Genomic DNA, 24,816 nt, shown 5'->3' with positions numbered 1-24,816 from the left:
CAGGATGAGTGACAGAATCCACGCCCACTATTTCGTCGAAACCCCCTATGACCTCGAGCATGCCGCCCAGGTAATGGCCGGCGAGCAGTCATCGGGCACCTTCACCCGTCTGGCCAGCGAAACCGATGCCCTGCGCGAGGCGCACGGTGCCAGGGTCGAGTCCATCCAACACCTGGAAGTCGTCGATCGCCCCTCGCTACCCATGCGTGCAGACCTGGTGCCAACAACCCGACACGGTTACCAGCGCGCCCTCGTCGAACTCTCCTGGCCCCTCGTGAACTTCGGCCCCTCGCTGCCCAACCTGGTGTCGACGGTGGCCGGCAATCTCTTCGAGCTGAAAGAGTTTTCGGGGCTGAGGCTGCTCGATCTCGAGCTTCCACCAGCCTTCGCCGAGGCCTATCCGGGCCCCCAGTTCGGCACCGCGGGGACCCGGCAGCTCAGTGGCGTAGAGCAGGGGCCGCTGATCGGCACCATCATCAAGCCGAGCGTCGGCCTGACGCCGGCCCAGACCGCCGATACGGTCAAGGAGCTGCTCGAAGGCGGCATCGACTTCATCAAGGATGACGAACTCCAGGCCAACGGGCCCCATAGCCCGCTCAAGGCGCGGGTCGATGCGATCATGCCACTGATCAACGCCCACGCCGAACGCACCGGGAAGAAGGTGATGTACGCCTTCAACATCAGCGGAGACATCGACGAGATGCGCGAACACCATGACTACGTGGTTGCCGCCGGCGGCACCTGCGTCATGGTGGCGATCAACAGCGTCGGCCTGGCCGGCGTCGCCCACCTGCGCCGCCACTGCCAGGTCGCCCTGCATGGCCACCGGGCCGGCTGGGGGCTCTTCAGTCGCTCGCCGCATGTCGGCATCGGTTTCGCTGCCTATCACAAGCTGTGGCGCCTGGCCGGCGTCGACCATATTCACGTCAACGGCCTGCGCAACAAGTTCAGCGAGGCGGATGACAGCGTCATAGCCAGCGCCCGGGCCTGCCAGGCACCGCTGTTCGGATCGTCCACACCGGACTACATGGTGATGCCGGTCTTCTCCTCGGGGCAGAGCGCCGTCCAGGTGGCGGATACCCATGCGGCCTTGGGCAACAGCGATCTGATCTACTGCTGCGGCGGCGGCATCATGGCTCACCCCGGCGGCATTGCCGGCGGCGTTGCCAGCCTGCGCCAAGCCTGGGAAGCGGCCACCGCCGGCATCGCCCCGGAGGTCTACTCACGCGATCACATCGAACTCGCCCAGGCCATGGAGACCTTCCGCTGATGTCTTCTTCACTGCTGCTGTCGTACTACGGCGATGACCTGACCGGTTCCACCGACGTCATGGAAGCCTTGAGCCTCGGCGGCATTGCCACCGTACTGTTCCTCGACCTGCCCAGCGATGAGCAGTTGGCACGCTTCGCCGATTGCCAAGCGATCGGGCTCGCCGGCACCAGCCGCAGCGAGACGCCCGCGTGGATGGACGACCATCTGCATCATGCCCTCGCCTGGCTGCGGTCGCTCGACGCCGCACTCTGCCACTACAAGGTCTGCTCGACCTTCGACAGCGCACCGGAAGTGGGAAATATCGGCCGCGCCCTGGAGATCGGCCAGGCGCTGTTCGACCAGGCGTGCGTGCCGCTGGTGGCGGGGGCTCCGCAGTTGAAGCGCTATACCGTCTTCGGCCAGCACTTCGCCATGTTCGACGGCGAGGTGCATCGTCTCGACCGTCATCCGGTGATGAGCCGTCATCCGGTCACCCCCATGGGCGAGGCCGACCTGCGTCGCCACCTGGCCGGCCAGACCTCCCTCTCCATCGGCCTGGCGGACGTACTGTGTCTCGCCCAGCAGGATGTCGACGAGCGCATCGACCGGCTGAGCGCAAGCCATCAGGTGCTGCTCTATGATGTACTTGATACAGAACATCAGGCCGAGGTCGGACACCAGCTGTGGCGCACCCGCCAGCCCAGGGGCGGCTACGTGGTGGGCTCGTCCGGTGTCGAGTACGCGCTGCTCGAGGCCTGGCGCCGGCAGCAGCACATTCCCGCCTCGGCGCCTTCCTTTCCGCCGCCGGGAGCGGTGGAAAAACTCGCCGTGGTATCGGGTAGCTGCTCGGAGGTCACGGCCCGCCAGATCCGCTGGGCCGAAGCCAACGGCTTCCGCGCCATCGCGCTTGATGCGGAAGGCCTGGTCAGTGACGAACGCGGCGAAGACATCATGCGGTCAGCGCTGGAGGCGGCCAATGGCGCCCTGGCCGATGGCATGAGCGTGATCCTGCATACCGCCATGGGGCCAGAGACGAACGCCTCAGCGATAGCAAAGGGGGGCTCGCAGGCACGCCATCGCATCGGCCGCTCGCTGGGGCAACTGCTGCGCCGGCTGGTCGAGATCCATGGGCTGCGCCGGGTCGCCATCGCCGGCGGGGATACCTCGAGCCACGCCCTGCGCGAGCTGCGAGTCCACGCCTTGACCATCCGCCTGCCACTACCGGAGACGCCCGGCTCACCGCTGTGTCGTGCCTACAGCGACGAACCGGCCTTCGATGGGCTCGAGGTGGCGCTCAAGGGCGGGCAGGTCGGCTCGGATGCGTACTTCGGCAATATTCGCGATGGGCGGGCATGAGCCGTCGATCATAACCCTGCGCGCAGCGCTTCCCGCACCGAGTCGGTCTCGGGGCGCTTGCCGCGCCATTGAAAGAAAGACTCAGCGGCCTGCTCCACCAGCATGCCCAGGCCATCGAGGGTGCGTGCGCCACGCTCGGCGGCCCAGCGCAGGAAGACGGTAGGCTCGGCGCCGTACATCATGTCGTAGGCGGTGGCGCCCGCGGCGAACAGGTCGTCGGGCAGCGGCGGCAGGTCGCCGGCCAGGCTCGCGCTGGTGCCGTTGATCACCAGGTCGAAGGGGCCGGCCACGGCGTCGAAACCGCCGCCGCTGATCGTGCCGAGGTCGCCGAAGTCGGCGGCCAGCGCCTCGGCCTTTTCGGCGGTGCGGTTGGCCACCAGCAGGCTCGCGGGCTGTGCCGCCAGCAGTGGCTCCAGCACGCCACGTACCGCCCCGCCGGCGCCCAGCACCAGGATACGGGCTCCGCCCAAGCTTACCTTTTGGTGCTGCAGATCGCGTACCAGCCCGATGCCGTCGGTGGTGTCGCCATAGGTGCGGCCGTTCTTGCCCAGCAGCAGCGTGTTGACCGCACCGGCACGCCGCGCCCGCTCACTGAGGACATCGCACAGGCGGAACGCTTCCTCCTTGAACGGCACGGTGACGTTGGCCCCCCGCCCTCCTTCGGCCGTGAAGCTGCGCCAGGCGCCGGCGAAGTCGTCCAGCGGCGCCGCGATCGCGGTGTATTCGATGGCCTCCCCGGTTTGCGCGGCAAAGGCGGCGTGGATCATCGGCGACTTCGAATGCGCGATGGGATTGCCGAAAACGCAGTAGCGGTCAGTCATAAGGGTTTCCTCATAGACGGGGAAGCACCTGAATAGCCATCGAGCGACATGAAGCGCAAGGCGCCCGGAGCACAGCAACCGGAGCCTATGGGTTATAGGTGAGGATTGCGAGCACCGCGTAACGCAGCGATTCGGTCGCGCAGACGCTTATTCAGCGCTTTCCCCCAACCAGTCGCGTGGATGGAGATACTCCTCGTACAGCCGCGCTTCCGGGCTGCCCGGCTCTGGCTGCCAGCCGTACTCCCAACGAGCCAGCGGCGGCATCGACATCAGGATCGACTCGGTACGCCCGCCGCTCTGCAGGCCGAACAGGGTGCCGCGGTCCCACACCAGGTTGAACTCCACGTAGCGCCCGCGGCGGTAGAGCTGGAAATCGCGTTCGCGCTCGCTCCAGGGAGTATCGCGGCGGCGCTGCACGATGGGCAGATAGGCGTCGAGGAAGGCGTCGCCCACGGCGCGCTGAAAGGCGAAGCAGGCGTCGAAGTTCCACTCGTTGAAATCGTCGAAGAACAGCCCGCCTACGCCGCGAGTCTCTTCGCGGTGCTTGAGATAGAAATACTCGTCGCACCACGCCTTGAAGCGCGGATAGACCTCGGCACCGAATGGAGCGCAGGCATTGCGGGCCACCCGGTGCCAGTGCACCACGTCCTCGTGCACCGGATAATAGGGCGTCAAGTCGAAGCCGCCACCGAACCACCATACCGGGGCCTCTCCCTCTTTCTCGGCGATGAAGAAGCGCACGTTGCCATGGCTGGTGGGCACGTGGGGGTTCTCGGGATGCAACACCCAGGAAACGCCCACCGCATGGAAGCCGCGACCGGCGAGCTGCGGCCTGGCGGCCGTGGCCGAAGGCGGCAACTGGTCGCCATGGACATGGGAGAAATTGACCCCGCCCTTCTCGAACACCCGGCCATTCTCGATCACTCGCGAGCGGCCGCCTCCGCCGGCCTCGCGCTGCCAGCTCTCCTCGCGAAAGCCGCCGCCGTCCTCTGCGGCGAGGCTGGCGCAGAGCCGGTCCTGCAGGTCGAGCAGGTAGCTCTTCACCGTTTCGAGATTGGCATGCGCCATGTTGATCCTCTTGATGTCTTTACTGGCCAACAACACCCGACTGAGGCAGGCGCCACACACTTTCAGGCTCGAAATACCCGGCCGCTGCGCAGGTCGCGAATGGTGCTGGGGCGGTCGAGCCCGCCCAGCTCGCCCTCGACGATGGCATCGAGCTCGTCGCCGAAGATCTCGCGGACCTCGGCGGCGCTCATGGCCGAGGGCTCATTGGCCCTGTTAGCCGAGGTCGAGACGATCGGGCCGCCGAAGGCCTGGCACAGCGCCGCCACCCCGGGGTGGGCACTGACCCGCAGCGCCACGCAGTCGTGGGCACCTCGCACCAGCGCATGGGTGCGGCCATTGTGCGGCACCAGCCAGGTGTTGGGCCCGGGCCAGCTGGCGACCAGCGGAGCATGCAGTTCCGGCGCCAGGCCCTCGAGCCAGGGCGCGAACTGCCCGATGGAAGCCGCCACCAAGATCAGCCCCTTGGCCGGATCGCGCGCCTTGAGCCGTAGCAGATGGGCCACGGCCTCGTCATTGTCGGGGTCGCAGCCCAGTCCCCATACACCCTCGGTGGGGTAAGCGATTACACCGCCGGCGCGCAGCACGGCAACGGCGGCATCGAGCGATTCGGCCACGGTCATGGTCTCCTGCCAGATCATTCAGCACAGCGACCGCCGGCAGCCTGCCAGACGGTCCTGATGAGGGCTCACATGCTAGCACGCCTAGGCGTTCTCAGGCAGGCGCACCCAGCCGCCCGGCGCCTGTGCGGCCCGCCCCTCGAGCTCGAGCTCCAGCAGGCGCCGCTGGCAGTCGGGCACGGCCAGGCCGGTCAGGTTCACCAGGGCATCGAGCGGCGATGGCGCATCGCTGAGCCAGCGCAGCAACGGATCGCCGCTACCGGCATCCTGCGAGCCGGCCTCCTGGGGTCGGGCCAGCGCGGGGCTCGACGCTGCCCACTGGGTCAGCTCCTCAAGGATGTCGTCGACGTGGCGCACCAGCACCGCCCCCTGGCGGATCAGCCGCAGGCAGCCGCGGGCCTGGGGGTTGTGGATCGAACCGGGCAGCGCGAAGACCTCGCGGTTCTGCTCCATGGCGAGCCTGGCGCTGACCAGCGAGCCGCTCTTCTCGGCGGCCTCCACCACCAGCACGCCCAGCGAGAGGCCGGTGACGATACGGTTGCGTCTTGGGAAGAAGGCCGGGCGGGTCGATAAGTTGCCGGTAGAGCTGCGCATGGCGCGGCGGATAGATCACATCGACGCCGCAGCCCAGTACCGCCACGCTGCGTCCACCGGCTTCCAGGGCGGCCTGCTGGGCGGCACCATCGACGCCCAGTGCCAGGCCACTCACCACGCACCAGTCGCGGCTGGCCAGCTCACGGCCAAAGGCCGCGGCATTGGTCAGGCCCTCGCGGGTGGGCCGGCGCGAACCGACGATGGCCAGCCGGGGCGGCTGCAGCGCGGCCAGATCACCCAGGGCCCACAGCACCGGCGGCGGGTCGCCGATCTGCTCCAGCAACGCCGGCCAGGCGGGGTGCCCCGGGTGCAACAGGTGGCGGCCAGGCGCAGCCGCGAGCCAGGCCAGGTCGGCCTCTACCGCCTGGATCAGTGGGCTGCGGGAGGGATGGTCGAGCCATAGCCGCAGTGCCGTAGCTGCCGGGTTCGGCAAGCGAGCCAGCCAGCCGGCGGGCCAATCCGGGGCGACGGACAGGATCTCTGCCAGTCGCGAAGCACCCATTCCCGGCAACCGCATCAGTGCCAGCCAGTCGCGCTGGCTCGGCATACGCTGTGCTTCGCTCACCGCCGTGCCACCCCCACCCCGCGGCGGGGGTTATGAATGCGGTCACCGACTTCGAGGGAGCGGGTCGCCTGCATCACCAGGCCATAGCTCATCCTTTCGTAGGGCCGAAACACCATGATCAGCCCGGCATCCGTTCCGGGCAGGCGCAGCGACTCGCCGGTGCGTGGGTCGACGACGCGCTCGCCCTGTTGCTCGACTTCGAGTACATGGCCCGTTTCGAGCCCGTCCCGCCGCCCCCGGTCCAGCGCTACCACCTGCAGCCGACCGATGAAGCGCACTCCACCCGGCACGGCGAGAATGGTACCGTCGACATCGTGACCCGGCGCCCGGGGCACGAACTCGCTGTCCAGCTCGCGATCCTCCAGCGGCAGCACGATATCGTCATTGCGCACTTCCTGGTTGGCGGAGAGGACCTCCATGATCGCGATGCCGTCTTCGCCACGCTCGGCCCGGGCCCGCCCGATGCTGACCAGTTCCAGGCCCAGCGTCTCGCCGGTTGCAGCGTCGCTGTAGCGGTCTCCCACGCGGTAGATGCCATAGCGTTGCCCACTCTGCAGCTCGCCGCGGGCATAGATGCGATCGCCGGCACCACTGATGATGCGCCGGTCGTTGCCGGCCACCACGTAGGCCAGCTCGTCCAGCGTCTCGGGATCATCGATCACGCGGTGGTCGCGCAGGAAATGCCGTACCGTATCCAGGGGAATCGGTTCGATCGCCTCGCGTGCCGGGATGCGGCGCACCTCGGGCGAGAGCCGCACTTCGCCCTGGCCGCGCTCGAGCCCCAGGCATGGCCGGCCATTGCAGTCGTAGAGGTAGACCACGTCGCCGGGATAGATCAGGTGGGGGTTGCGAATCTGTGGGTTGACCTGCCACACCTCGGGCCACTGCCAGGGGTGACGCAGGAAGCGTCCCGAGATGTGCCAGAGGGTATCGCCACGCACTACCGTGTAGCGATCCGGGGCATCGCTGCGCAGACCCTGCTCCCAGTCGAGCCCCTGGGCCTGGGCCAGCGTTGCCGTCAGCAGCAGGGCAAGCCCGGCCCCCCAAGCTCGCGCCCAACTCAGCCCCCGCGTTGCTTTCTCGTCCATCCCGCCACTCCCATGCCCTAGGCGCTCCCGGCCTCACCCGACCACGCCGGGAACCGGCGTGTCGTGCTATAGTCCAATGCTATTGAATTGATATGCATGCCAGCGGTTTCCCCCTGGCCTGCCGCCCTCTAGAATAAGGGCAATTCCCGAATGACAGCATAACGGTGGTTCCAACGCCATGGCCAAATTGACAATTCTCGAATTTCCCGACGAGCGGCTGCGCACCAGGGCCGCGCCGGTCGAGACGGTCGATGACGAGGTGCGCCGGCTGGTCGACGACATGCTCGAGACCATGTACGACGCCTCCGGCATTGGGCTTGCCGCCACCCAGGTGGATGTCCATCGGCGGGTGATCGTGATGGACGTCAGTGACGACAGGGCCAACCCGCTGGTGCTGATCAATCCCGAGTACACGCCGATCGGGGATGAGCGCGAGCTGATGTCCGAGGGCTGCCTGTCGATACCCGAGTACTACGCCGAGGTACCGCGGGCGCTCAAGGTTCACCTCAAGGCGCTGGACCGCGAAGGCAAGCCCTACGAGCTCGAAGCCGAGGGTCTGCTGGCCCACTGCATCCAGCACGAGCACGACCATCTCGAAGGCGTGCTGTTTGTCGATTATCTCTCGCCACTCAAGCGCGACCGCGTGCTGAAGAAGATGCAGAAGCGCCACAAGCTGTTGCAGACGGCCTGATTTCCGCCTCCTACCGATCCGAAGGCTGACGCGATCCGCGTCGGCCTTCGTCGTTTGTGCCCGCCTCCGTTATGATGAGGACATTCGTTCACTGGCAAGGCCCGAGACATGTCCCGACCCCTGCGCGTCATCTTCGCCGGCACTCCCGATTTTGCCGCTGCCAGCCTGGCCGCACTGCTACAGAGCCAGCACAGGGTGGTGGCCGTCTACACCCAGCCCGACCGCCCGGCCGGCCGCGGCCGCAAGCTGACCGCCAGCCCGGTCAAGTCGCTGGCGCTCGAGCATGACCTTCCCGTTCGCCAACCCGAGACCCTGAAGCACGCCGAAGTACAGGCCGAACTGGCCGCCTTCGAGGCGGATATCATGGTAGTGGTCGCCTACGGGCTGATCCTGCCCCAGGCAGTGCTCGACATCCCCCGGCTCGGCTGCCTCAACGTTCACGCCTCTCTGTTGCCGCGCTGGCGCGGCGCCGCGCCGATCCAGCGCGCCATCGAGGCCGGCGATCGCGAGAGCGGCGTGACCATCATGCAGATGGACGCCGGGCTCGATACTGGCGCCATGCTGCTCGTGCGCCGCACGCCCATCACTGCGGCTACCACCGGCGGCGAACTGCACGATACCCTGGCCACACTCGGTGGCGAGGCGATGGTCGAGGTACTGGACGCGCTATCCGATGAGGGCCTAGCGGCCACACCTCAGCCGCAGGAGGGCGTGACCTATGCGGCCAAGCTGTCCAAGGCCGAGGCCGAACTCGATTTCACCCGCCCTGCCGGCGAGCTTGCCGCCAAGGTGCGCGCTTTCAATCCCTGGCCGGTGGCCTGGTGCACCTGCGGCGCCGAGCGGCTGCGGCTACTGATGGCCGAGGCGTCCACCCGCCACGTCGACGAGCCGCCGGCGCTGCCAGGCACTCTGCTTGTGCCCGATGCCGACGCCCTGCGCATCGCCTGCGGCCCGCAGGGCGACGAGGTATTGCGGGTCACCCGGGCCCAGCTACCGGGCGGCAAGCCGCTGGCGGCCCGCGACCTTCTCAATGCGCGTGACGAACGCCTGCGAGCCGGGCACCGGCTGGGCCATGCCGCCGAGGAGAGCGTCTGATGCATCGCTCCACTCCCTCTTCCCGCGCCGGCAAGAACGTCCAGGACGGTGGCCAGGCGGTACGTGCCAGCGCCGCCCGTGCCCTGGTGCCCGTGATCACCGGCAAGGGGTCGCTCAATGAACTGGACGATCACCAGGTGGTGATACGCGACCGGGCGCTGTTCAGGGCCATGTGCTACGGCGTGTGTCGCGCGCTGCCGCGCCTGGAGGCGCTGTCCGAACGCCTACTGAAGACGCCGTTCAAGGCCCGTGACGCCGACATCCAGGCACTGCTGCTGCTGGGCATCTATCAGTTGCTTTACCTGCGCATCCCGGTGCATGCCGCCGTGGGCGAGACCGCCGGCGCCGCACGCCAGTTGGGCAAGGAGTGGGCGACTCGCGTACTCAACGGCTGCCTGCGCCGCCTGACGCGGGAATCCTCGGCGCTTCAGGCCGAGGTCGACCAGGACCCCGCGGTGGCGCTGCTACATCCCCGCTGGCTGCTCAAGGCGCTGCGCCAGGCCTGGCCCGACGACTGGCGCGCCGTCGCCGATGCCAATAACCAGCCCGGGCCGATGACCCTGCGCATCAATCGCCGCCACGGCGACCGCGAAGCCTACCTGGCCCAGCTGCTGGAGAGCGGTATCGAGGCACGGCTGTGCACGCACTCACCCGATGGCCTGACGCTGAAGAAGCCCTGCGACGTTCAGGCGCTACCCGGTTTCGCCGATGGCGACGTCAGCGTGCAGGACGAGGCCGCCCAGCTCGCCGCCGAACTGCTCGGGCCGGCGCTGGCGCCACGCCCCGGTGGCCGTGTGCTGGATGCCTGCTGTGCCCCCGGCGGCAAGACGGCCCACCTGCTCGAACTGTTCGATATCGAACTGCTGGCACTCGACAGCGACGCCGTACGCCTGGCCCGGGTAGAGGAAACCCTGGAGCGACTCGGGCTCTCGGCCACGCTGGTGCATGCCGACGCCACTCTTCGTGACTGGTGGGACGGCACGCCCTTCGATGCCATCCTGCTCGACGCCCCTTGCTCGGGCACCGGCGTGATTCGTCGCCATCCCGACATCAAGCGTCTGCGGCGGCCTTCCGACATACCCAAGCTGGCCGAGCTTCAGGCGCGCCTGCTCGACAACCTTTGGCCGCTGCTGCGCCCGGGCGGGACGCTGCTCTACGCTACCTGCTCGGTACTGCGCGAAGAAAACGACCAACAGGTCCTGGCCTTCCTCGAACGTACCCCCGACGCCGAGGTCACTACGCCACAGGAGGTGAGCTGGGGCCGGACGGCCGGTCCGGGGCGCCAGCTTCTGCCACAGCCCGACAGTCATGACGGCTTCTTTTATGCCAGACTGAAGAAACGGGGTTGAATCACTCCCGCCATCGTCCACATGAGCAAGGAGCACCCATGAGCGACCATGTCTACAAGCATATCGAGCTGACCGGTTCTTCCGAGAAGAGCATCGAGGACGCCATCCAGCGCGCTCTCGACAAGGCCTCTCAATCTCTTCACGGCATGCGCTGGTTCGAGGTCTTGGACACCCGCGGACATATCGAGAACGGCCGTGTCGGCCACTGGCAGGTCACGCTCAAGGTGGGCTTCACCCTGGACTGACACGACCAGCGCCACACGAACCTGTTACATCACCTTCGGCTGGTTTATCCTAGCCACCGGATGCTGCGGCGCCATAACGGCGTCGCAGAGTCGTTTGATGGGCCAGACAGCTTATGAAGATCATCATTCTGGGCGCCGGCCAGGTCGGCGGAACGTTGGCCGAGCATCTGGCCCGCGAGGAGAATGACATCACGGTGGTGGACACCGACGGTGAACGGCTGCGCGAGCTGCATACCCGGCTCGACATCCGTACCGTGGTGGGCCCCGCCTCCTATCCCGTGGTGCTGCGCCAGGCCGGCTGTGAAGACGCCGACATGCTGATCGCGGTGACCAGCCAGGACGAGGTCAACATGATCGCCTGCCAGGTCGCCCACACCCTGTTCCGCACGCCGACCAAGATCGCCCGTGTCCGCGCCACCGCCTACCTCACCCGCAAGGGGCTGTTCGCCCATGAGGCGGTGCCCATCGACGTGCTGATCAGCCCCGAGCAGGTGGTCACCGACCATATCCGCCGCCTGATCGAGCATCCCGGCGCACTGCAGGTGCTGGAGTTCGCCGGCGGCCTGGTGCAACTGGTGGCGGTCAAGGCCTACTACGGTGGGCCGCTGGTGGGCCAGGACCTCGGCTTCCTGCGTCGTCACATGCCCAGCGTCGATACCCGGGTGGCGGCCATCTACCGTCGCAACCGCCCCATCATTCCCCGCGGCGACACCGTGATCGAAGCCGACGACGAGGTCTTCTTCATCGCCGCCCGGCGCGACATCCGCGCGGTCATGAGCGAGCTGCGCCGGGTCGACCGCGACTTCCGCCGAGTGGTGATCGCCGGCGGCGGCAACATCGGCGAGCGCCTCGCCGAGCACCTCGAGCACAGCCACCAGGTCAAGATCATCGAGCATGGGCTCGAGCGCTGCACGGTGCTCTCCGAGCGCCTCAATCGCACCGTGGTACTGCACGGCAGCGCCACCAACAAGCGCTTGCTGGAAGAGGAGAACATCGAGGACTGCGATATCTTCTGCGCGCTGACCAACGACGACGAGGTCAACATCATGTCGTCGATGCTGGCCAAGCGCATGGGCGCCAAGAAGGTGCTGACGCTGATCAACAACGCCGCCTACGTCGACCTGGTGCAGGGTGGCGAAATCGACATCGCCATCTCGCCGCAGCAGGCCACCATCGGCAGCCTGCTGACCCACGTGCGTCGCGGCGACATCGTCAACGTGCACTCGCTGCGCCGCGGTGCCGCCGAAGCGATCGAGGCGATTGCCCACGGCGACATGCAGTCGTCGAAGGTGGTGGGCCGGGCCATCGGCGAGATCGACCTGCCCCGCGGCACCACCATCGGCGCCATCGTGCGCGGCAAGGAGGTGTTGATCGCCCATGACGACGTGGTGGTGGAGTCCGGCGATCACCTGATCCTGTTCGTGATCGACAAGCGCCGCATCCGCGACGTCGAGCGCCTGTTCCAGGTCGGGCTGACGTTCTTCTGATGGTGGCTAGATGACCTTCTGCGACGCGAGGCACGCGGCCCGATGAGCCTGCGAGTCATCCTTCGGATCCTCGGCCTGCTGCTGATGATGTTCAGCCTGACCATGATGCCGCCGATCCTGGTCTCGCTGCTGTTCGGCGACGCCCAGTGGGATGCCTTCGTCATCGCCATCCTGATCACAGTGATGACCGGCCTGGTGATGTACCTGCCCAACCGCAATGCGCGCAAGGAACTGCGTACCCGCGACGGCTTCCTGATTGCCGCGCTGTTCTGGAGCGTACTCGGTCTGTTCGGTTCGCTGCCGCTGATGCTGACCGGCGATGCCGCTCTGATGCCTACCGATGCGGTGTTCGAATCGTTCTCGGGGCTCACCACCACCGGCGCCACCGTCATCACCGGCATCGAGTTCCTGCCCGAATCGGTGCTCTACTATCGCCAGCAGCTGCAGTGGCTCGGCGGCATGGGGATCGTGGTTCTTGCGGTGGCGATCCTGCCGACCCTCGGGGTCGGCGGCATGGCACTCTACCGCACCGAAATACCCGGACCGCTGAAGGATTCCAAGCTGACGCCGCGCATCACCGAGACGGCCAAGGCGCTGTGGTACATCTACGCGGCACTGACGCTGACCTGCTTCCTGGCCTACATGGTGGCGGGAATGAACTGGTTCGATGCCCTGGGCCACAGCTTCTCCACCGTGGCCATCGGCGGCTTCTCCACCTACGATGCCAGCATCGGCCACTTCGACAGTGCCTTGATCGAGCTGATCTGCGTCTTCTTCCTGGTCATTTCGGCGATGAGCTTCAGCCTGCATTTCCTGGCCTGGCGCGGCCGCCAGCTGGGCCACTACCTGCACGATCCCGAGGCGCGTTTCCTGCTGATATTCCTCTCTGGGCTTGTCGTCATCGCCGTGGTCTCGCTGTGGCTGACCGGCACCCACGACATCGAGTTCGGCTTGCGCCATGGGCTGTTCCAGGCGGTCTCGGTAGCCACCACCGCCGGCTTCGCCGTGGATGACTTCTCGGCCTGGCCGGGTGCCCTACCCTTCCTGCTGTTCATGGCCGCCTTCGTTGGCGGCTGCTCCGGTTCCACCGGCGGCGGCATGAAGGTGATCCGCATCATCCTGATCCTCAAGCAGGGCATGCGCGAGGTGATGCGCCTGATCCACCCCAACGCGGTAATCGCGGTGAAGGTGGGCAAGGTGAGCGTGCCCGACGGCATCGCCCAGGCGGTATGGGGCTTCTTCTCGGCCTACCTGATGCTGTTCTTCCTGATGCTGGTGGGGGTCATGGCCACCGGGGTCGACCAGGTCACCGCCTGGTCGACGGTAGCCTCGTCCCTCAACAACCTGGGTCCCGCCCTTGGCGAAGCGTCAGAAAACTATGGCGAACTGCCCCAGCTCGCCAAGTGGATCCTGGTGGTGGCGATGCTGCTCGGACGTCTGGAGATCTTCACCGTACTGGTGCTGTTCACCCCCGCCTTCTGGAAAAAATGACAGCTGGCCGTCACCGGGTTTGGTGCACCGACCGGCTTCGTGGATAATCGGCGTTTCACCCCTTGCAACCCGAGCGTTCATGACCGACTCACAGGACTCCGTGACCGAGCCCCGCCAGGATGGCGCTTTCAGCGGCCCCCATCAAGTCGTCGAAGTGGGCGAGACCCGCTACACCCTGCTGGGCACCGCTCACGTCTCGGCCGAGAGCGCCGATGACGTACGCCGCCTGATCCGCTCCGGCGACTTCGACGCCGTGGCCATCGAGCTGTGCGACGCACGCCACCATAATCTCAGTAACCCCGATGCCCTGGCTCAGCAGGACCTGTTCGAGATCTTCCGCCGGGGCAAGGCCGGCATGGTCGCGGCCAACCTGGCGCTGGGGGCGTTCCAGCAGCGGGTCGCCGAGCAGTCCGGCATCGAACCCGGCGCCGAGATGCGTGCCGCCCTGGAGGAGGCGCGCAACCACGACCTGCCACTGCTGCTGATCGACCGCGACGTGGGCATCACGCTCAAGCGCATCTACGCCAACGTGCCGTGGTGGCAGCGCATGTCGCTGTTCACCGGCCTGCTCGGCAGCGTGATGTCGCGCCAGGAAATCAAGCCCGAGGAGATCGAGCGCCTCAAGGAAGGTGACGTACTGGAATCGACGTTCAGCGAGTTCGCCGCCGAGTCCGAGTCGCTCTACACGCCGCTCATCTCGGAGCGTGACCGCTACATGGTGCTGCGCCTGGCGGAGCAGGCCCCGCCCGGGCGTTACCGTAACGTGCTGGTGGTGATCGGCGCCGGCCACATGAAGGGCATGGTCGAGCATTTCGGCGCACCGCTGCCCGCCGATCCCGAAGTGGAACGCCAAACCCTGGAAGCCACCCCGCCACCCTCGAAAGTCTGGCGCGCGCTGCCCTGGCTGATCACGGCACTGGTGCTGACCGGGTTCGTCATCGGCTTCTCGCGCAACACCGACCTGGGCTGGCAGCTGGTCGTCGAGTGGTTCTTGATCAACGGCTTATTGTCGGGCCTGGCCACACTTATTGCCTTGGCCCACCCGATCACCGTCGTGGCCACCATGTTCGCCGCCCCGCTCACCTCGCTCAACCCCACCATCGGCGCCGGCTTTGTCGCCGCCGGGGTCGAGCTGTGGCTGCGCAAGCCCAAGGTGCGCGACTTCTCGATGCTGCGCCACGACGTCACCGAGCTGAAGGGCTGGTGGCGCAACCGCGTCTCGCGCACGCTGCTGGTGTTCCTGTTCGCCACCCTGGGCTCCGCCGCAGGTACCTGGATCGCCGGCTTCCGTATCGCCGGGGCACTGCTGGGGACCACCGCCTAGGCTGACCCCTCGCCCCGGCCGGTCTCATCGCCAGCCCGGTCTTCTCCCGAGTCGCTGCGTTCGGCCCGGGAGAAGGCCTCGATGACCTGGGCCACCACCTTGCGCCGCTCCACCGGCAGGGCCAGGTAGCGCTGCAGCACGCGGCGCTCCTCGGCGCTGATCGAGGCGTCCCAGGCACCGCGCGGCTCGCTCACCCGGTAGCCGCCGCCCTCGCCGAAGCGCAGCAGTTGGGGTTCGACCCCGAGCCACTCGGCCAGCACCTGCAGTTTCTCCTGCTGAGGCAGGGTCTCCCCGCATAGCCAGCGCCGCACGCCCTGCAGCGTGACGGGCTTGCCCCAATAGCGCAGGTTGAATTCCCGCTCGAGTACGGCAGGGCGCGGTTCGTAGCCGGCAGCGCGCATGGCGGCAGCCAGCCGTTCGGCAAAGGCGATCTTCTCGTTCATCGAAGGAATGTGCCGCGCGCACCGGGCCCGCAGTTAAACCGCGGTTGATCTAACAGGACAACCAATGGTTTACTCCCGTCATGTCAGGTACCCTCGTGTGACATGCCGGCCTTCCCGGATGACATGCCACGTAATCGGGGCGGCAGCTAACCCTCGCTGCCGACTACAACAGGAAAACCCCATGCCGGACTCGCTTGATAGGGAACTCGATGCGAGCATCTGCCCGTCCGTACCGCCCCTCCGCGATGCGGTGCAGCCGCATGGCTGTCTCATGGCTTTTGACAGCGACTGGCAAGGCGTGAGCCTGGCCAGCGCCAATCTTTCTCGCTTCTTCGGCTTGTCGCCCGCCGAAGCGCTCGGACAACCGCCCGAAGAGGTGCTGGGTGCCGATACCGTTACGACCTTGGCGACGGCACTGGCCAAGGGTCTTCCCGGCACCACGATCCCCTCTGGTCAGGCGGATGTCTCCTCGCGGTACCTCTACGTCTCCGCGCATATGGCAGGACGGCATGTGATTCTCGAAGTGGAGCCCCAGGAGGGGGAAGGCCATGACCTGCCGGGACTCGGTTACGCCTGGGGGCTCCGCATCGCCCGGGCCAGCAGCGTCAAAGAACTCTACAACCAATTGCTGCAGGCGCTACATGCGCTGACCGGTTTCGAATCTTGCACTCTCCATAGCCATGAGTATGGCGGACGCAGCATACGGCTGGGCCAGGCAGGCACGCTTCTCGAGCCTCTCCCCAGCGAAGTGGCCCACTGCGGCAGCGCACCGCGGATGCTGATCGACAGCCAGGCGGAACCGATCGAGCTGCTCGCGGCGCCGGGGCCACTCCCGGACCTGTCACACTGCCCACTGTGTCTGCCGCCGCCATTGTTACGGGCCTGGCTGACCGACCGGCAGACCCGTGCGGCACTCATTCTCGATCTTGGCGAGACGACCCCGGGCCGGAGCCTGGTGATATGTCGAGACCGTCAGTCACGTCATCTCGCCCCGCCCCTGCGGCACCTGTTGCTGCAACTCATCCAACTGGTCGTGCAGCGCGAGGCATTGCTTCTCGAAAAGCGCGAAACCCGGCAGCGCTACCGCCTGCTCCACGAACGCAACACCCGTCTCCAGTGGCTGGCCTACACCGACCCCTTGACTCAGGTAGCCAACCGCCAGCGCATCGAACAGGTACTCGAGGCCGAGCTGGCGATAGCCAGCCGGAACGGCAGCCCCTTGGCACTGCTGCTGCTCGACGTCGACCATTTCAAACCGATCAACGACACCCATGGCCATGAAGTGGGCGACCATGTGCTACGCCGCGTGGCCCAGGAAATTCAGTCGCAGCTGCGAGACAGTGATCATCTGGGCCGCTGGGGCGGCGAGGAGTTCGTCGTCGTCGTACCTGGCTGCGACCTGGCCCAAGCACAGGAACTGGCCTGCCGATTGTGTCACGACCTCTCCCGATGCCGCATCGAACCCGTGGGGCAAGTCACCGCCAGTTTCGGTGTCGCCGACCACAAGCCTGGAGACACCTCCAGGAAGCTGGTGCAACGCGCCGATCATGCCATGTATCGCGCCAAGCGAGCAGGGCGTGCCTGCGTGCGGACCCAGGAAGTCGACGAGTGATTCTCCTCTACTCGGCGCGGTGTGCCAGTAGCCGGCGCATCGCCGAAGTCGGCTGTTCGATCTTCTCGTAGCGGCGGCTGGCATCATAGCTGACGTTGAAGGCATCGAAGTAGTCGTCCAGCACCTGGGCCGCCTCGACGTCGCCGCTCTGGCGCAGCAGTTCGGCCGCCACTTCGGCGGTACACAGGTGGGCCTGGGAAGCCGGCTTACGCAGCCGATAGCGGGTCAGGCGTGTGGTGGCCAGAGGCAGCACCGGCAGCCGATCGAGATAGGGGCTCTTGCGGAAGATCCGCCGCGCCTGCCGCCAGGTGCCGTCGAGCAGGATGAAGACCGGTATCCTGCCGTTCGTCTTGGCCTCGCTGACCGCCTCGATGCCCACCACCCGCTCTGCGTAGTCGGGCTGGTCGTCGGGAAAGATCACGAAGGGAGCGAAACGCGGGTCGTCGAGCAACGCCAGCAGCCGTTCGTCCGGCGCCGTGCGGTACCAGGTGAAGACCTCGGTCGCCGGCAACACGTCGCGGATCAGGCGCCCGGTATTGGTCGGCTTGAAATGCTCGAGCGGGTGAGTGATCAACCACACGCGCGCCTCGCTTTCGGCGCAGGCCTGATAGGGGCAGAGACAGTTCAACACCGGCAGCTGGCAGCCGGGGCAGCGCTCGGTAAAGCTGCCCCGCGCCTTGAACTCGCGCCGCGGCGGGCGTGGATGACCGGTCGCGGGGTCATAAGAAAGCCCGGTTACGGGGTCAGGCGAAAATCTCGTGGCGGGGTGGCGGCCCGAAAGGTCGGCCTGGCTAGTCTCGTCCAGCATCTGCTCACTTCTTGGGGAAAGGAGGCGGCATTCTATACCAATCGGCATTCGCCAGCCTCCGGTATGTAGGACCATGTCAGCTATTGGCGAGCAGAGTCTGGGGCACCCACAGCCTCCCTTCGCGTTGCCAATGGCGCACCAGCGCCGGCACACCCTTGCCGGCGGGCTGGCTGATGCGGGTCACCCCCGGCGGCGCCAGCGCCTCGGCCTCTGGGTCGACCAGTACGCTAGGGGCGTCCAGCGGCGTGTGGTCGAGCAGCGAGGCCGCCGGCATCACCGCCAATGAGGTGCCCACCACCAGCAGCAGGTCCGCCTCGCCGACGATCTCGCAGGCCTCCTGGAAGTGCGGCACGCTTTCGCCGAACCACACCACGTCGGGACGCAGCTGGCTGCCCTTGTCGCAGATGTCGCCCAGCTCTATCCCGCCGCGAGGCAGCGGGTACTGCATGCGTGCATCCACGGTGGAACGCGCCTTGAGGATCTCGCCATGCAGGTGCAGCACGTTGCGCGAGCCGGCGCGCTCGTGCAGGTCGTCGATGTTCTGGGTGATGATGCTGACACGAAAACCCCGCTGCTCCAGTGCCGCCAACGCCTTGTGGGCAGCGTTGGGACGCGCCCGGCGCACCTGCTCGCGGCGCAGGTTGTAGAACTGCAGGACCCGGGCCGGGTCGCGCCGCCAGGCCTGCGGCGTGGCGACCTCCTCGATGGGGTGTTCGGCCCACAGCCCGTCGCCGGCACGAAAGGTCTGGATACCGCTTTCGGCACTGATACCCGAGCCGGTGAAGACCACCAGGTGGGGGCGCCTAACGTCTGCCATCACGGCCCTCGTTGCGTTACGTCAGTACACCAAGCCATTCTCTTCGCTGGCACTGAAGCGCTGCTTGTTGCGATAGGGATAGACGTCGATCACGCGCCCGTCGATGATCGCCTGCTGCAGCCCCTTCCAGTAGTCGGCGTCGAACAGCTCGGGGTGCAATTGGTAGAAGAGCTTGCGCAGTTTGAGGTCGGCGAACAGGAACGGTCCGAACTCCTCGGGGAAAATATCATTGGGCCCCACCGAGTACCAAGGCTCGTTGGAAAGCTCCTGCTCCGGATACATCGGTTCGGGGATATGGCGGAAGTTGCACTCGGTGAGGTAGCACACCTCGTCGTAGTCGTAGAAGATCACCCGGCCGTGGCGAGTCACGCCGAAGTTCTTCAGCAGCATGTCGCCGGGGAAGATGTTGGCCGCCGCCATCTGTTTGATGGCGTTGCCGTAGTCCTTGAGTACCGCCCGGGTCTCTTCTTCGCCGATCTGCTCCAGGTAGAGGTTGAGCGGAGTCATCATGCGCTCGGTGTAGCAGTGCTTGATGATCACCTTGTCGCCCCTGAGATACACGGTGGAAGGCGCCACCTCCAGCAGGTGCTCGAGACACTCGGGCGAGAAGTGATCTCTGCGCGCGATGAAATTGGAAAACTCCTGGGTATCGGCCATGCGTCCGACCCGGTCGTGACGCTTCACCAGCCGGTATTTCTCGCGCACGGTCTCGTGGCTCATCTCCTTGGACGGGTCGAAGCGGTCCTTGATGATCTTGAACACGGTGCGAAACGAGGGCAGCACGAACACCGCCATGACCATGCCGCGCACGCCGGGGGCGATGATGAACTTGTCCTCGCGCTTGGCCACCTGGCGATTGAGCGCGCGAAAGAATTCGGTCTTGCCGTGCTTGAAGAAGCCGATCGCCGAATAGAGCTCGCCCTCCGGCTTGTCGGGCATCAGCTGCTGCAGGTAATCGACGAACTCGCCAGGCACCTGCACCTCGACCTGGAAGTAGGCGCGGGTGAAGGAGAAGATGATGGAGACCTCGTCCGATTCGATCAGCACGGTATCCAGGTGCAGCCCCTCTCCCTGCTCGTGCAGGACCGGCAGCACCAGCGGCACCTGTTCACCATCGCCACGCACCCGCCCCACCAGGTAGGCTCCCTTGTTGCGGTAGAACACGCTCTTAAGCAGTTCGACCTCGGCATCCGGCGCATCGAGGATCGTCCGGGGAAGATGACCGCTCAGAAACTCGGCGCCCAGCCGCACGTCCCGCTCCAGATCCTCGAAGGGCGTCTCGAAGGGGGCCTCGGCCAGCGCCCAGCGAATCGCCGCTTCCCAGTCGCCCTTGACGAGCATGCGACGGCAGGGCTCGAGCCCTGAGTGGTGGGCGGCGGCGTCCCGCGAGCTGTAGACGAACATCCAGTCGTTACGGATGTGGCGATGGTGGAAGATCGAGCAGAACAAGGAGTTGAAGTAGGTCTCGGCCAGTTCGTAGTCGAGCCGTTCGCTGATCAGTTCGGCGTAGTGATTGCGCGCCTCGCGCCAGCATTCGCAGTGGGTCAGATCGTCCTCGTCCAGGGCGCGCTGCAGCCGCGCCAGGGTCTCGCCGACCTTCTCCTCGTAGAGGTTGATGCGCTCGGCCGAGGCCTGCTGGGCCTCGCGCCAGGCGGCATCGCGAAAGCGCCGACTGGCATCGGCGGTGATCTCCTTGAAGCGGTTACGGTACTCGTCGAAGCCGTGCAGGATGGTGGCGGCGAGGCGATAGGCGGGGGAATGCTTCATGGCGAACTCCGGGCAGCGTAGGCCACCAGCTTCGCCAATTCTCGCCCGCTGCGCGAGCCGACCATGGTGGGGCGCGTTGTAGTTCGGCGACACGCCCGTCGTCATCCATTCATCATCGCCCTGTCGCCGGGCCGTCATCCACGCCAGGCATTCTCGCTCCCAAGCACCCAGGCAGCGAGGATGCCATGCGAATCTGTCTTGTCAGCGAGACCTGGTCGCCCGAGATCAACGGCGTCGCCCACACCCTCATGCAACTGAGCCAGGAGTTGCTGGCGCGCGGCATGTCGCTGCAGCTCATCCGGCCGTACCCGGCCGACGCCACCGCCCCGCGGCGTACGCCGGACATGCAGGCTGAGCTAAGGGTACCGGGCATGGCGATACCCGGCTACCGTGCCGTGCGCCTCGGGCTACCCGCCGGGCGGCGTATCCAGCGGCTGTGGCAGAAGCAGCGTCCCGACGTGGTGTACCTGGCTACTCAAGGACCCCTGGGCTGGTCGGCACGGCGCGTGGCCAGGCGCATGGGCATCCCGCTGGTGGCCGGCTGGCACACCAACTTCGACCACTACTGCGGCGACTACGGCGTGCCCTGGCTGGCCCCGACGCTGATGCGGGGGCTGCGCCACTTCCACAATGGCTGTCAGGCGACCCTGGTGCCCACCCGCCAGCAGGCGGACGACCTTTCACGCCAGGGCTTCCAGCGGCTCGAGGTGATGGGACGCGGCATCGATCACCAGCGGCTCGACCCCGCGCTGCGCTGCGCCGAGCTGCGCCGCAGCTGGGGAGCCGACGAGCACCGCCCGGTGGCGCTGCATGTCGGCCGCCTGGCGGCGGAGAAGAATCTTTCCCTGCTGCGCGAGACCTTCCATGCCATGCGCAGCGCACGCCCCGACATGGCCCAGGTCGTCGTCGGCGACGGGCCGGCACGCCGCTCGCTCGAGAAGGCGCTGCCGGAGGTACATTTCACCGGTTTCATCTCACCGGAGGCGCTGGCCCGGCACTACGCCAGCGCCGATCTGTTCCTGTTTCCCTCGCTCTCCGAGACCTGGGGCAACGTGGTGCCCGAAGCCATGGCCAGCGGCCTGGCCGTGGTGGCCTACCATCACGCCGCCGCCGCCGAGCTGGTCGACAGCGGCGTCAACGGCGTGACCGTGCCCGCCGGCGATGCCGAGGCATTTCGCGAGGCCGCCGTGGCACTGTGCCAGCAGCCGGCGCGCTACGCCCAGATGGGCCGAGCGGCGCGCCTGCGCAGCCAGGCCTGCCGCTGGCCAGCCATTGCCGACACCTTTCTTTCCGTACTCGAGCAGGCTCGGGAGGTGAACCATGCGACCACGCGCCCTTGCGGTATTTGATCGACTCGACCTGCTGGAGTGGCGGCTGTGCCAGCGCTTCGCCAGCCTCAGCCTGTACGCGCCATGGCTTGCCACCCTGCGGCTGGCCAGCCGTGTGGGTGACTGGCCGGTATGGGTGCTGCTGATCGCCGCCCAGCCGCTGCTTCAGCCCAAGGCCGGCCTCGCCTACTTCCTGCAGTACGCCATTACAGGGCTCGTTGCCATCCTCGTCTACCGCCTGATCAAGACCCGCCTGTGTCGGGAACGCCCCTTCATCACCTTCGTCAATATCATCCAGTGCGGCGAGCCGGCCCGCGACCGCTACAGCTTCCCCAGCGGACATACCATGCATGCGGTGATGTTCTGCGTACTGACCGCCGCTCATGCCCCCTGGCTGCTGCCACTGCTGGTGCCGTTGGCGCTACTCATTGCACTGTCCCGGGTCGGGCTCGGCCTGCACTACATCAGCGACGTCGCCGCCGGTGCCGCCATCGGCTACGCGTTCGCCCTGGCCAGCCTCTATCTGGCAGGCTGACGTTACCAGGGCAGCGCCTCGCCGTTGCTGTGCCAGAAGCCGCCGCTGGCCTCGAGCGTCAACGCCTCGATACGTGCGGCGATGCCGGCGGCGGCCTCTTCGGGCGGGATCAGGCCGCCGAAGTTGACCATGCGGGTCTGCACGTAGCCCGGATGCAACTGGGCGACGGCGATACCCTTGGGCTTGAGGTCGATGGCCAGCGATTTGCCGAAAGCGTTCAGCGCTGCCTTCGAGGCCCGGTAGCCGTAGCGCCCGCCGGAGTCGTTGTCGGCGATGGAGCCCATGCGGCTGGTGACGTTGGCCACCTTGCTGCCCGCGCCCAGATTGTCGAGCAGTGCCTCGGTCACCCGCAGCGGGCCGTAGGCGTTGACCTCCATCTGCTCGCGAATGGTGTCGAAGTCGAGCGAACCCAGCGATTCGTCGTGCAGCAGGCCGGCATTGTTGATCAACAGATGCAGGTGCTGCCCGCGGATGGCCTCGGCCAGGCGCGCCACGTCCTCGTCCCGGGTCACGTCGATGCCCTCGACTACCTGCACTGCGGCTTCGTTGAGCTCCTGGGAGGCCGTACGACAAACGCCGATTACCTGCCAGCCCTCGCCCTGGTAGTGGCGGGCCAGCGCCAGACCAATGCCACGATTGGCACCGGTGATCAAAACACGGGAAGCCATGGCAGCTCCTCAAATTCGAATGGACGGACGCTCTCCAGTGTGGTGCTCGACTCGGGAAGTGCAAGTGCCGATTCGGCACATTTCCTTCAACGTAATGGCGTGCATATAATGGTTACGCAATGTAATACCCCCTACCAGGGAATCTCATCCACCGATGCCTGCCATCGAACAAGGACGCTTTCATGGCCAATCGCGCCTCAACTGTTACTCTCGCCGCCTTGGGTGGCGCTGCCGTCGGCCTGATCGTCGGCTGGCAACTGCCCGACACCACAACGACCGCCGCCCCGATCATCGAAACGGCCGAAGCCGAAACGGAAGTCGACAGCGCTTCATTGCCTTCGCTGCAACTGGGCGAGCGCCTGCGCGGCGAGATCACCTCGGCCAGCGAACTCAACGGCAAGGATGGTAGCCGCTTCGAGCGTTTCACCCTGGCGCTCGAGGAAGAGGCGCTCGTCGAGATCGAGCTCGGCGGGCCCCTGCAGGGCACCCTCTCACTTTATGATGCCGATGAGCAGTTGCTCGCTTCGAGTGCCAATCCGGCCTATTACGACGCCCCGGCAGCCGCCTCGCTGCGCCGTCGCATCGACGAGAGCGGTGACTACATGGTGGTGGTCAGTGGCCAGGACATGCATAGCTATGGTCCCTTCACGCTGACCAGCCGTCTGATGGAACTCACTACCAGTGATACGCTCGAGATGCCCTCGCGTGCCGATGGCTGGTTGCAAGACGGTGGCGACACCTACAGTGTGACGATCGAGGAAAGCGGCCTTTACCAGTTCGAGATGCGCTCCAGCGACGTGGATGCCTATCTGGTGCTGGAAGGCCCCAATGGCTACCGACGCGAGGACGACGACAGCGCCGGCAACCTGGACGCCCGCATTGCCGACTTCCTCGAACCCGGGGAATACCGTCTTATCGCACGCTCTGCCTACGAACAGGAGGGTGGCCTCTACTCCCTGGAACTGGGCCCCCATGAGCTGGCCAGCGACGTGACGCTGCGCAACAGCGGTACGCTGGCAATGGACGAACCGTTGCACGGCTGGTTCAGCGGCGAAACGCTAACGTACGAGTTCACTCTCGATGCGCCTGCCGCCGTGACCATCGACATGCTCTCGTCCGATTTCGATGCCTATCTCGAACTGCACGGCGACAATGTCTCCATCAGTGACGACGACGGTGGCGGTGAGCTCAACGCCCGCCTCTACTCCCCCCTTGAAGCCGGCAGCTACCGCGTGACTGCACGCAGCCATGGCGGTCACGGCAGCGGTCTGTTCGAGCTGCGCGCCAGCGCAACCGCGATCGACGAACTACCCAGCAATGGTCAACTGGAGGTCGATAGTCCAGTGAACGCCAGGCTTGAGCCGGGCGTTCGCGACTACTACGAGCTGGTAGTCGACGAAGCCGGCCGCTATCGCATCGACCTGCTTTCGGACGATTTCGATGCCTATCTCGAACTCGATGGCCAGGGTCAGTACCTGCGCGACGACGACGGTGCCGGTGGGCTGAATTCTCGCATCAGCGCCCACCTGGAACCGGGCGGCTATCGTGTCACCGCCCGCGCCTATGGCAGCAGCGAGAGCGGTAACTATACGCTGCAGCTGCATCGCGAGTGAGCTGAACCCGGTTCCAACCACAGCGAGGGGCAGCGCAACGCCGCCCCTCATCGACCCCCCCCAGCTGCACCACGTCTCACGGCACTGACTCTTTCCGCCCTGCTCACCTGCCCAACCTCCGGTCACTATCGGCCAGCACTGCTACGCTGAACTTGGCAATGACGGATCATGCGTATCAGGAGT

22 protein-coding genes and 1 pseudogene are annotated in these 24,816 nt (G+C 66.3%); 13 read left to right on the top strand and 10 right to left on the bottom strand.

Annotated features, from left to right (window positions below; genetic code table 11):
- The first annotated feature begins 4 nt into the window (after nucleotides 1–4).
- Together ACRWQA_RS02910 and ACRWQA_RS02905 are read left to right on the top strand one after the other, a co-directional pair.
- Nucleotides 5–1,270: a ribulose-bisphosphate carboxylase large subunit family protein gene (locus ACRWQA_RS02910; protein ID WP_434226992.1), complete on the top strand. Its 1,266-nt coding sequence runs from the start codon at nucleotides 5–7 to the stop codon at nucleotides 1,268–1,270.
- The gene (locus ACRWQA_RS02905) at nucleotides 1,270–2,607 is read left to right on the top strand and encodes a four-carbon acid sugar kinase family protein (RefSeq protein WP_434226991.1); all 1,338 of its coding nucleotides are present in this window, start codon (nucleotides 1,270–1,272) and stop codon (nucleotides 2,605–2,607) included. The genes ACRWQA_RS02910 and ACRWQA_RS02905 overlap by 1 nt, the downstream gene beginning before the upstream one ends.
- A gap of 8 nt (nucleotides 2,608–2,615) precedes the next feature.
- Here ACRWQA_RS02905 and aroE read toward each other — a convergent pair whose 3' ends face one another.
- The 5 genes and pseudogenes from aroE to ACRWQA_RS02880 all read right to left on the bottom strand — a co-directional run bounded on the left by aroE (nucleotide 2,616) and on the right by ACRWQA_RS02880 (nucleotide 7,360).
- Nucleotides 2,616–3,428, bottom strand: coding sequence for a shikimate dehydrogenase (gene aroE, locus ACRWQA_RS02900; RefSeq protein WP_434226990.1), 813 nt, complete (start codon nucleotides 3,426–3,428; stop codon nucleotides 2,616–2,618).
- Between the two features lie 147 nt (nucleotides 3,429–3,575).
- Nucleotides 3,576–4,496, bottom strand: a complete 921-nt coding sequence (gene hemF, locus ACRWQA_RS02895) for an oxygen-dependent coproporphyrinogen oxidase (protein ID WP_434226989.1) — start codon at nucleotides 4,494–4,496, stop codon at nucleotides 3,576–3,578.
- Nucleotides 4,497–4,558: 62 nt separating this feature from the next.
- Nucleotides 4,559–5,116, bottom strand: a complete 558-nt coding sequence (tsaC, locus tag ACRWQA_RS02890) for an L-threonylcarbamoyladenylate synthase type 1 TsaC (RefSeq protein WP_263581265.1) — start codon at nucleotides 5,114–5,116, stop codon at nucleotides 4,559–4,561.
- An 81-nt stretch (nucleotides 5,117–5,197) separates the two neighbouring features.
- Nucleotides 5,198–6,254, bottom strand: a pseudogene (gene dprA, locus ACRWQA_RS02885) (DNA-processing protein DprA).
- Nucleotides 6,255–6,268: 14 nt separating this feature from the next.
- Nucleotides 6,269–7,360, bottom strand: coding sequence for a LysM peptidoglycan-binding domain-containing protein (locus ACRWQA_RS02880; RefSeq protein ID WP_263581266.1), 1,092 nt, complete (start codon nucleotides 7,358–7,360; stop codon nucleotides 6,269–6,271).
- 178 nt (nucleotides 7,361–7,538) lie between these two features.
- Here ACRWQA_RS02880 and def point away from each other — a divergent pair, with 178 nt between their 5' ends.
- From def to ACRWQA_RS02845, 7 genes are all read left to right on the top strand, one after another.
- Nucleotides 7,539–8,051 (top strand): peptide deformylase, encoded by a 513-nt coding sequence (gene def, locus ACRWQA_RS02875; protein WP_263581267.1) that lies wholly within the window; start codon nucleotides 7,539–7,541, stop codon nucleotides 8,049–8,051.
- Nucleotides 8,052–8,159: 108 nt separating this feature from the next.
- Nucleotides 8,160–9,146: a methionyl-tRNA formyltransferase gene (gene fmt, locus ACRWQA_RS02870; protein ID WP_434226988.1), complete on the top strand. Its 987-nt coding sequence runs from the start codon at nucleotides 8,160–8,162 to the stop codon at nucleotides 9,144–9,146.
- Nucleotides 9,146–10,495 carry a 16S rRNA (cytosine(967)-C(5))-methyltransferase RsmB gene (rsmB, locus tag ACRWQA_RS02865; RefSeq protein ID WP_434226987.1) on the top strand — a complete coding sequence of 450 codons (1,350 nt, stop codon included), beginning with the start codon at nucleotides 9,146–9,148 and terminating at the stop codon, nucleotides 10,493–10,495. The genes fmt and rsmB overlap by 1 nt, the downstream gene beginning before the upstream one ends.
- A gap of 38 nt (nucleotides 10,496–10,533) precedes the next feature.
- On the top strand, nucleotides 10,534–10,740 hold the full coding sequence (locus tag ACRWQA_RS02860) for a dodecin (protein ID WP_197566527.1): 207 nt from the start codon (nucleotides 10,534–10,536) through the stop codon (nucleotides 10,738–10,740).
- A 113-nt stretch (nucleotides 10,741–10,853) separates the two neighbouring features.
- Complete coding sequence (gene trkA, locus ACRWQA_RS02855; RefSeq protein WP_263581270.1) at nucleotides 10,854–12,227, top strand: Trk system potassium transporter TrkA; 1,374 nt, start codon at nucleotides 10,854–10,856, stop codon at nucleotides 12,225–12,227.
- Nucleotides 12,228–12,269: 42 nt separating this feature from the next.
- A complete protein-coding gene (locus tag ACRWQA_RS02850) occupies nucleotides 12,270–13,718 on the top strand; it encodes a TrkH family potassium uptake protein (protein ID WP_263581271.1) in 1,449 nt (482 codons plus the stop codon).
- A 79-nt stretch (nucleotides 13,719–13,797) separates the two neighbouring features.
- On the top strand, nucleotides 13,798–15,042 hold the full coding sequence (locus ACRWQA_RS02845) for a TraB/GumN family protein (RefSeq protein WP_434226986.1): 1,245 nt from the start codon (nucleotides 13,798–13,800) through the stop codon (nucleotides 15,040–15,042).
- Here the strand turns inward: ACRWQA_RS02845 and ACRWQA_RS02840 are convergent.
- Nucleotides 15,039–15,485: a transcriptional regulator gene (locus tag ACRWQA_RS02840; RefSeq protein ID WP_263581273.1), complete on the bottom strand. Its 447-nt coding sequence runs from the start codon at nucleotides 15,483–15,485 to the stop codon at nucleotides 15,039–15,041. The genes ACRWQA_RS02845 and ACRWQA_RS02840 overlap by 4 nt on opposite strands.
- A gap of 181 nt (nucleotides 15,486–15,666) precedes the next feature.
- Here ACRWQA_RS02840 and ACRWQA_RS02835 point away from each other — a divergent pair, with 181 nt between their 5' ends.
- Complete coding sequence (locus tag ACRWQA_RS02835; RefSeq protein ID WP_434226985.1) at nucleotides 15,667–17,097, top strand: sensor domain-containing diguanylate cyclase; 1,431 nt, start codon at nucleotides 15,667–15,669, stop codon at nucleotides 17,095–17,097.
- A 7-nt stretch (nucleotides 17,098–17,104) separates the two neighbouring features.
- Here the strand turns inward: ACRWQA_RS02835 and ACRWQA_RS02830 are convergent, their stop codons facing one another.
- The 3 genes from ACRWQA_RS02830 to aceK all read right to left on the bottom strand — a co-directional run bounded on the left by ACRWQA_RS02830 (nucleotide 17,105) and on the right by aceK (nucleotide 20,489).
- The gene (locus tag ACRWQA_RS02830) at nucleotides 17,105–17,905 is read right to left on the bottom strand and encodes a tRNA-uridine aminocarboxypropyltransferase (RefSeq protein ID WP_434226984.1); all 801 of its coding nucleotides are present in this window, start codon (nucleotides 17,903–17,905) and stop codon (nucleotides 17,105–17,107) included.
- A gap of 76 nt (nucleotides 17,906–17,981) precedes the next feature.
- On the bottom strand, nucleotides 17,982–18,722 hold the full coding sequence (locus ACRWQA_RS02825) for an SIR2 family NAD-dependent protein deacylase (protein WP_263581276.1): 741 nt from the start codon (nucleotides 18,720–18,722) through the stop codon (nucleotides 17,982–17,984).
- Nucleotides 18,723–18,743: 21 nt separating this feature from the next.
- On the bottom strand, nucleotides 18,744–20,489 hold the full coding sequence (gene aceK, locus ACRWQA_RS02820; protein ID WP_263581277.1) for a bifunctional isocitrate dehydrogenase kinase/phosphatase: 1,746 nt from the start codon (nucleotides 20,487–20,489) through the stop codon (nucleotides 18,744–18,746).
- 185 nt (nucleotides 20,490–20,674) lie between these two features.
- Here aceK and ACRWQA_RS02815 point away from each other — a divergent pair, with 185 nt between their 5' ends.
- Together ACRWQA_RS02815 and ACRWQA_RS02810 are read left to right on the top strand one after the other, a co-directional pair.
- Nucleotides 20,675–21,838 (top strand): glycosyltransferase family 4 protein, encoded by a 1,164-nt coding sequence (locus ACRWQA_RS02815; RefSeq protein ID WP_434226983.1) that lies wholly within the window; start codon nucleotides 20,675–20,677, stop codon nucleotides 21,836–21,838.
- Entirely contained in the window at nucleotides 21,810–22,352 is a 543-nt protein-coding gene (locus ACRWQA_RS02810; protein ID WP_434226982.1) for a phosphatase PAP2 family protein, read from the top strand. The genes ACRWQA_RS02815 and ACRWQA_RS02810 overlap by 29 nt, the downstream gene beginning before the upstream one ends.
- 2 nt (nucleotides 22,353–22,354) lie before the next feature.
- On the opposite strand, the gene ACRWQA_RS02805 is transcribed toward ACRWQA_RS02810, so the two are convergent.
- Complete coding sequence (locus ACRWQA_RS02805) at nucleotides 22,355–23,020, bottom strand: SDR family oxidoreductase (RefSeq protein WP_434226981.1); 666 nt, start codon at nucleotides 23,018–23,020, stop codon at nucleotides 22,355–22,357.
- Nucleotides 23,021–23,202: 182 nt separating this feature from the next.
- Here ACRWQA_RS02805 and ACRWQA_RS02800 point away from each other — a divergent pair, with 182 nt between their 5' ends.
- The gene (locus ACRWQA_RS02800) at nucleotides 23,203–24,633 is read left to right on the top strand and encodes a hypothetical protein (RefSeq protein WP_434226980.1); all 1,431 of its coding nucleotides are present in this window, start codon (nucleotides 23,203–23,205) and stop codon (nucleotides 24,631–24,633) included.
- Nucleotides 24,634–24,816 lie beyond the last annotated feature (183 nt).

It is taken from the genome of Billgrantia sp. C5P2 (genome assembly GCF_051062895.2).
The sequence above is the reverse complement of the archived record's forward strand: the minus strand, read 5'-3'. Positions and strand labels throughout refer to the sequence as shown.

What these genes read in the sequence shown, in the direction of transcription:
- ACRWQA_RS02910 (WP_434226992.1), top strand. Translation starts at nt 5, where the DNA reads ATGAGTGACAGAATCCACGCCCACTATTTCGTCGAAACCCCCTATGAC.
- ACRWQA_RS02905 (WP_434226991.1), top strand. Translation starts at nt 1,270, where the DNA reads ATGTCTTCTTCACTGCTGCTGTCGTACTACGGCGATGACCTGACCGGT.
- aroE (WP_434226990.1), bottom strand. Translation starts at nt 3,428, where the DNA reads ATGACTGACCGCTACTGCGTTTTCGGCAATCCCATCGCGCATTCGAAG.
- hemF (WP_434226989.1), bottom strand. Translation starts at nt 4,496, where the DNA reads ATGGCGCATGCCAATCTCGAAACGGTGAAGAGCTACCTGCTCGACCTG.
- tsaC (WP_263581265.1), bottom strand. Translation starts at nt 5,116, where the DNA reads ATGACCGTGGCCGAATCGCTCGATGCCGCCGTTGCCGTGCTGCGCGCC.
- ACRWQA_RS02880 (WP_263581266.1), bottom strand. Translation starts at nt 7,360, where the DNA reads ATGGACGAGAAAGCAACGCGGGGGCTGAGTTGGGCGCGAGCTTGGGGG.
- def (WP_263581267.1), top strand. Translation starts at nt 7,539, where the DNA reads ATGGCCAAATTGACAATTCTCGAATTTCCCGACGAGCGGCTGCGCACC.
- fmt (WP_434226988.1), top strand. Translation starts at nt 8,160, where the DNA reads ATGTCCCGACCCCTGCGCGTCATCTTCGCCGGCACTCCCGATTTTGCC.
- rsmB (WP_434226987.1), top strand. Translation starts at nt 9,146, where the DNA reads ATGCATCGCTCCACTCCCTCTTCCCGCGCCGGCAAGAACGTCCAGGAC.
- ACRWQA_RS02860 (WP_197566527.1), top strand. Translation starts at nt 10,534, where the DNA reads ATGAGCGACCATGTCTACAAGCATATCGAGCTGACCGGTTCTTCCGAG.
- trkA (WP_263581270.1), top strand. Translation starts at nt 10,854, where the DNA reads ATGAAGATCATCATTCTGGGCGCCGGCCAGGTCGGCGGAACGTTGGCC.
- ACRWQA_RS02850 (WP_263581271.1), top strand. Translation starts at nt 12,270, where the DNA reads ATGAGCCTGCGAGTCATCCTTCGGATCCTCGGCCTGCTGCTGATGATG.
- ACRWQA_RS02845 (WP_434226986.1), top strand. Translation starts at nt 13,798, where the DNA reads ATGACCGACTCACAGGACTCCGTGACCGAGCCCCGCCAGGATGGCGCT.
- ACRWQA_RS02840 (WP_263581273.1), bottom strand. Translation starts at nt 15,485, where the DNA reads ATGAACGAGAAGATCGCCTTTGCCGAACGGCTGGCTGCCGCCATGCGC.
- ACRWQA_RS02835 (WP_434226985.1), top strand. Translation starts at nt 15,667, where the DNA reads ATGCCGGACTCGCTTGATAGGGAACTCGATGCGAGCATCTGCCCGTCC.
- ACRWQA_RS02830 (WP_434226984.1), bottom strand. Translation starts at nt 17,905, where the DNA reads ATGCTGGACGAGACTAGCCAGGCCGACCTTTCGGGCCGCCACCCCGCC.
- ACRWQA_RS02825 (WP_263581276.1), bottom strand. Translation starts at nt 18,722, where the DNA reads ATGGCAGACGTTAGGCGCCCCCACCTGGTGGTCTTCACCGGCTCGGGT.
- aceK (WP_263581277.1), bottom strand. Translation starts at nt 20,489, where the DNA reads ATGAAGCATTCCCCCGCCTATCGCCTCGCCGCCACCATCCTGCACGGC.
- ACRWQA_RS02815 (WP_434226983.1), top strand. Translation starts at nt 20,675, where the DNA reads ATGCGAATCTGTCTTGTCAGCGAGACCTGGTCGCCCGAGATCAACGGC.
- ACRWQA_RS02810 (WP_434226982.1), top strand. Translation starts at nt 21,810, where the DNA reads ATGCGACCACGCGCCCTTGCGGTATTTGATCGACTCGACCTGCTGGAG.
- ACRWQA_RS02805 (WP_434226981.1), bottom strand. Translation starts at nt 23,020, where the DNA reads ATGGCTTCCCGTGTTTTGATCACCGGTGCCAATCGTGGCATTGGTCTG.
- ACRWQA_RS02800 (WP_434226980.1), top strand. Translation starts at nt 23,203, where the DNA reads ATGGCCAATCGCGCCTCAACTGTTACTCTCGCCGCCTTGGGTGGCGCT.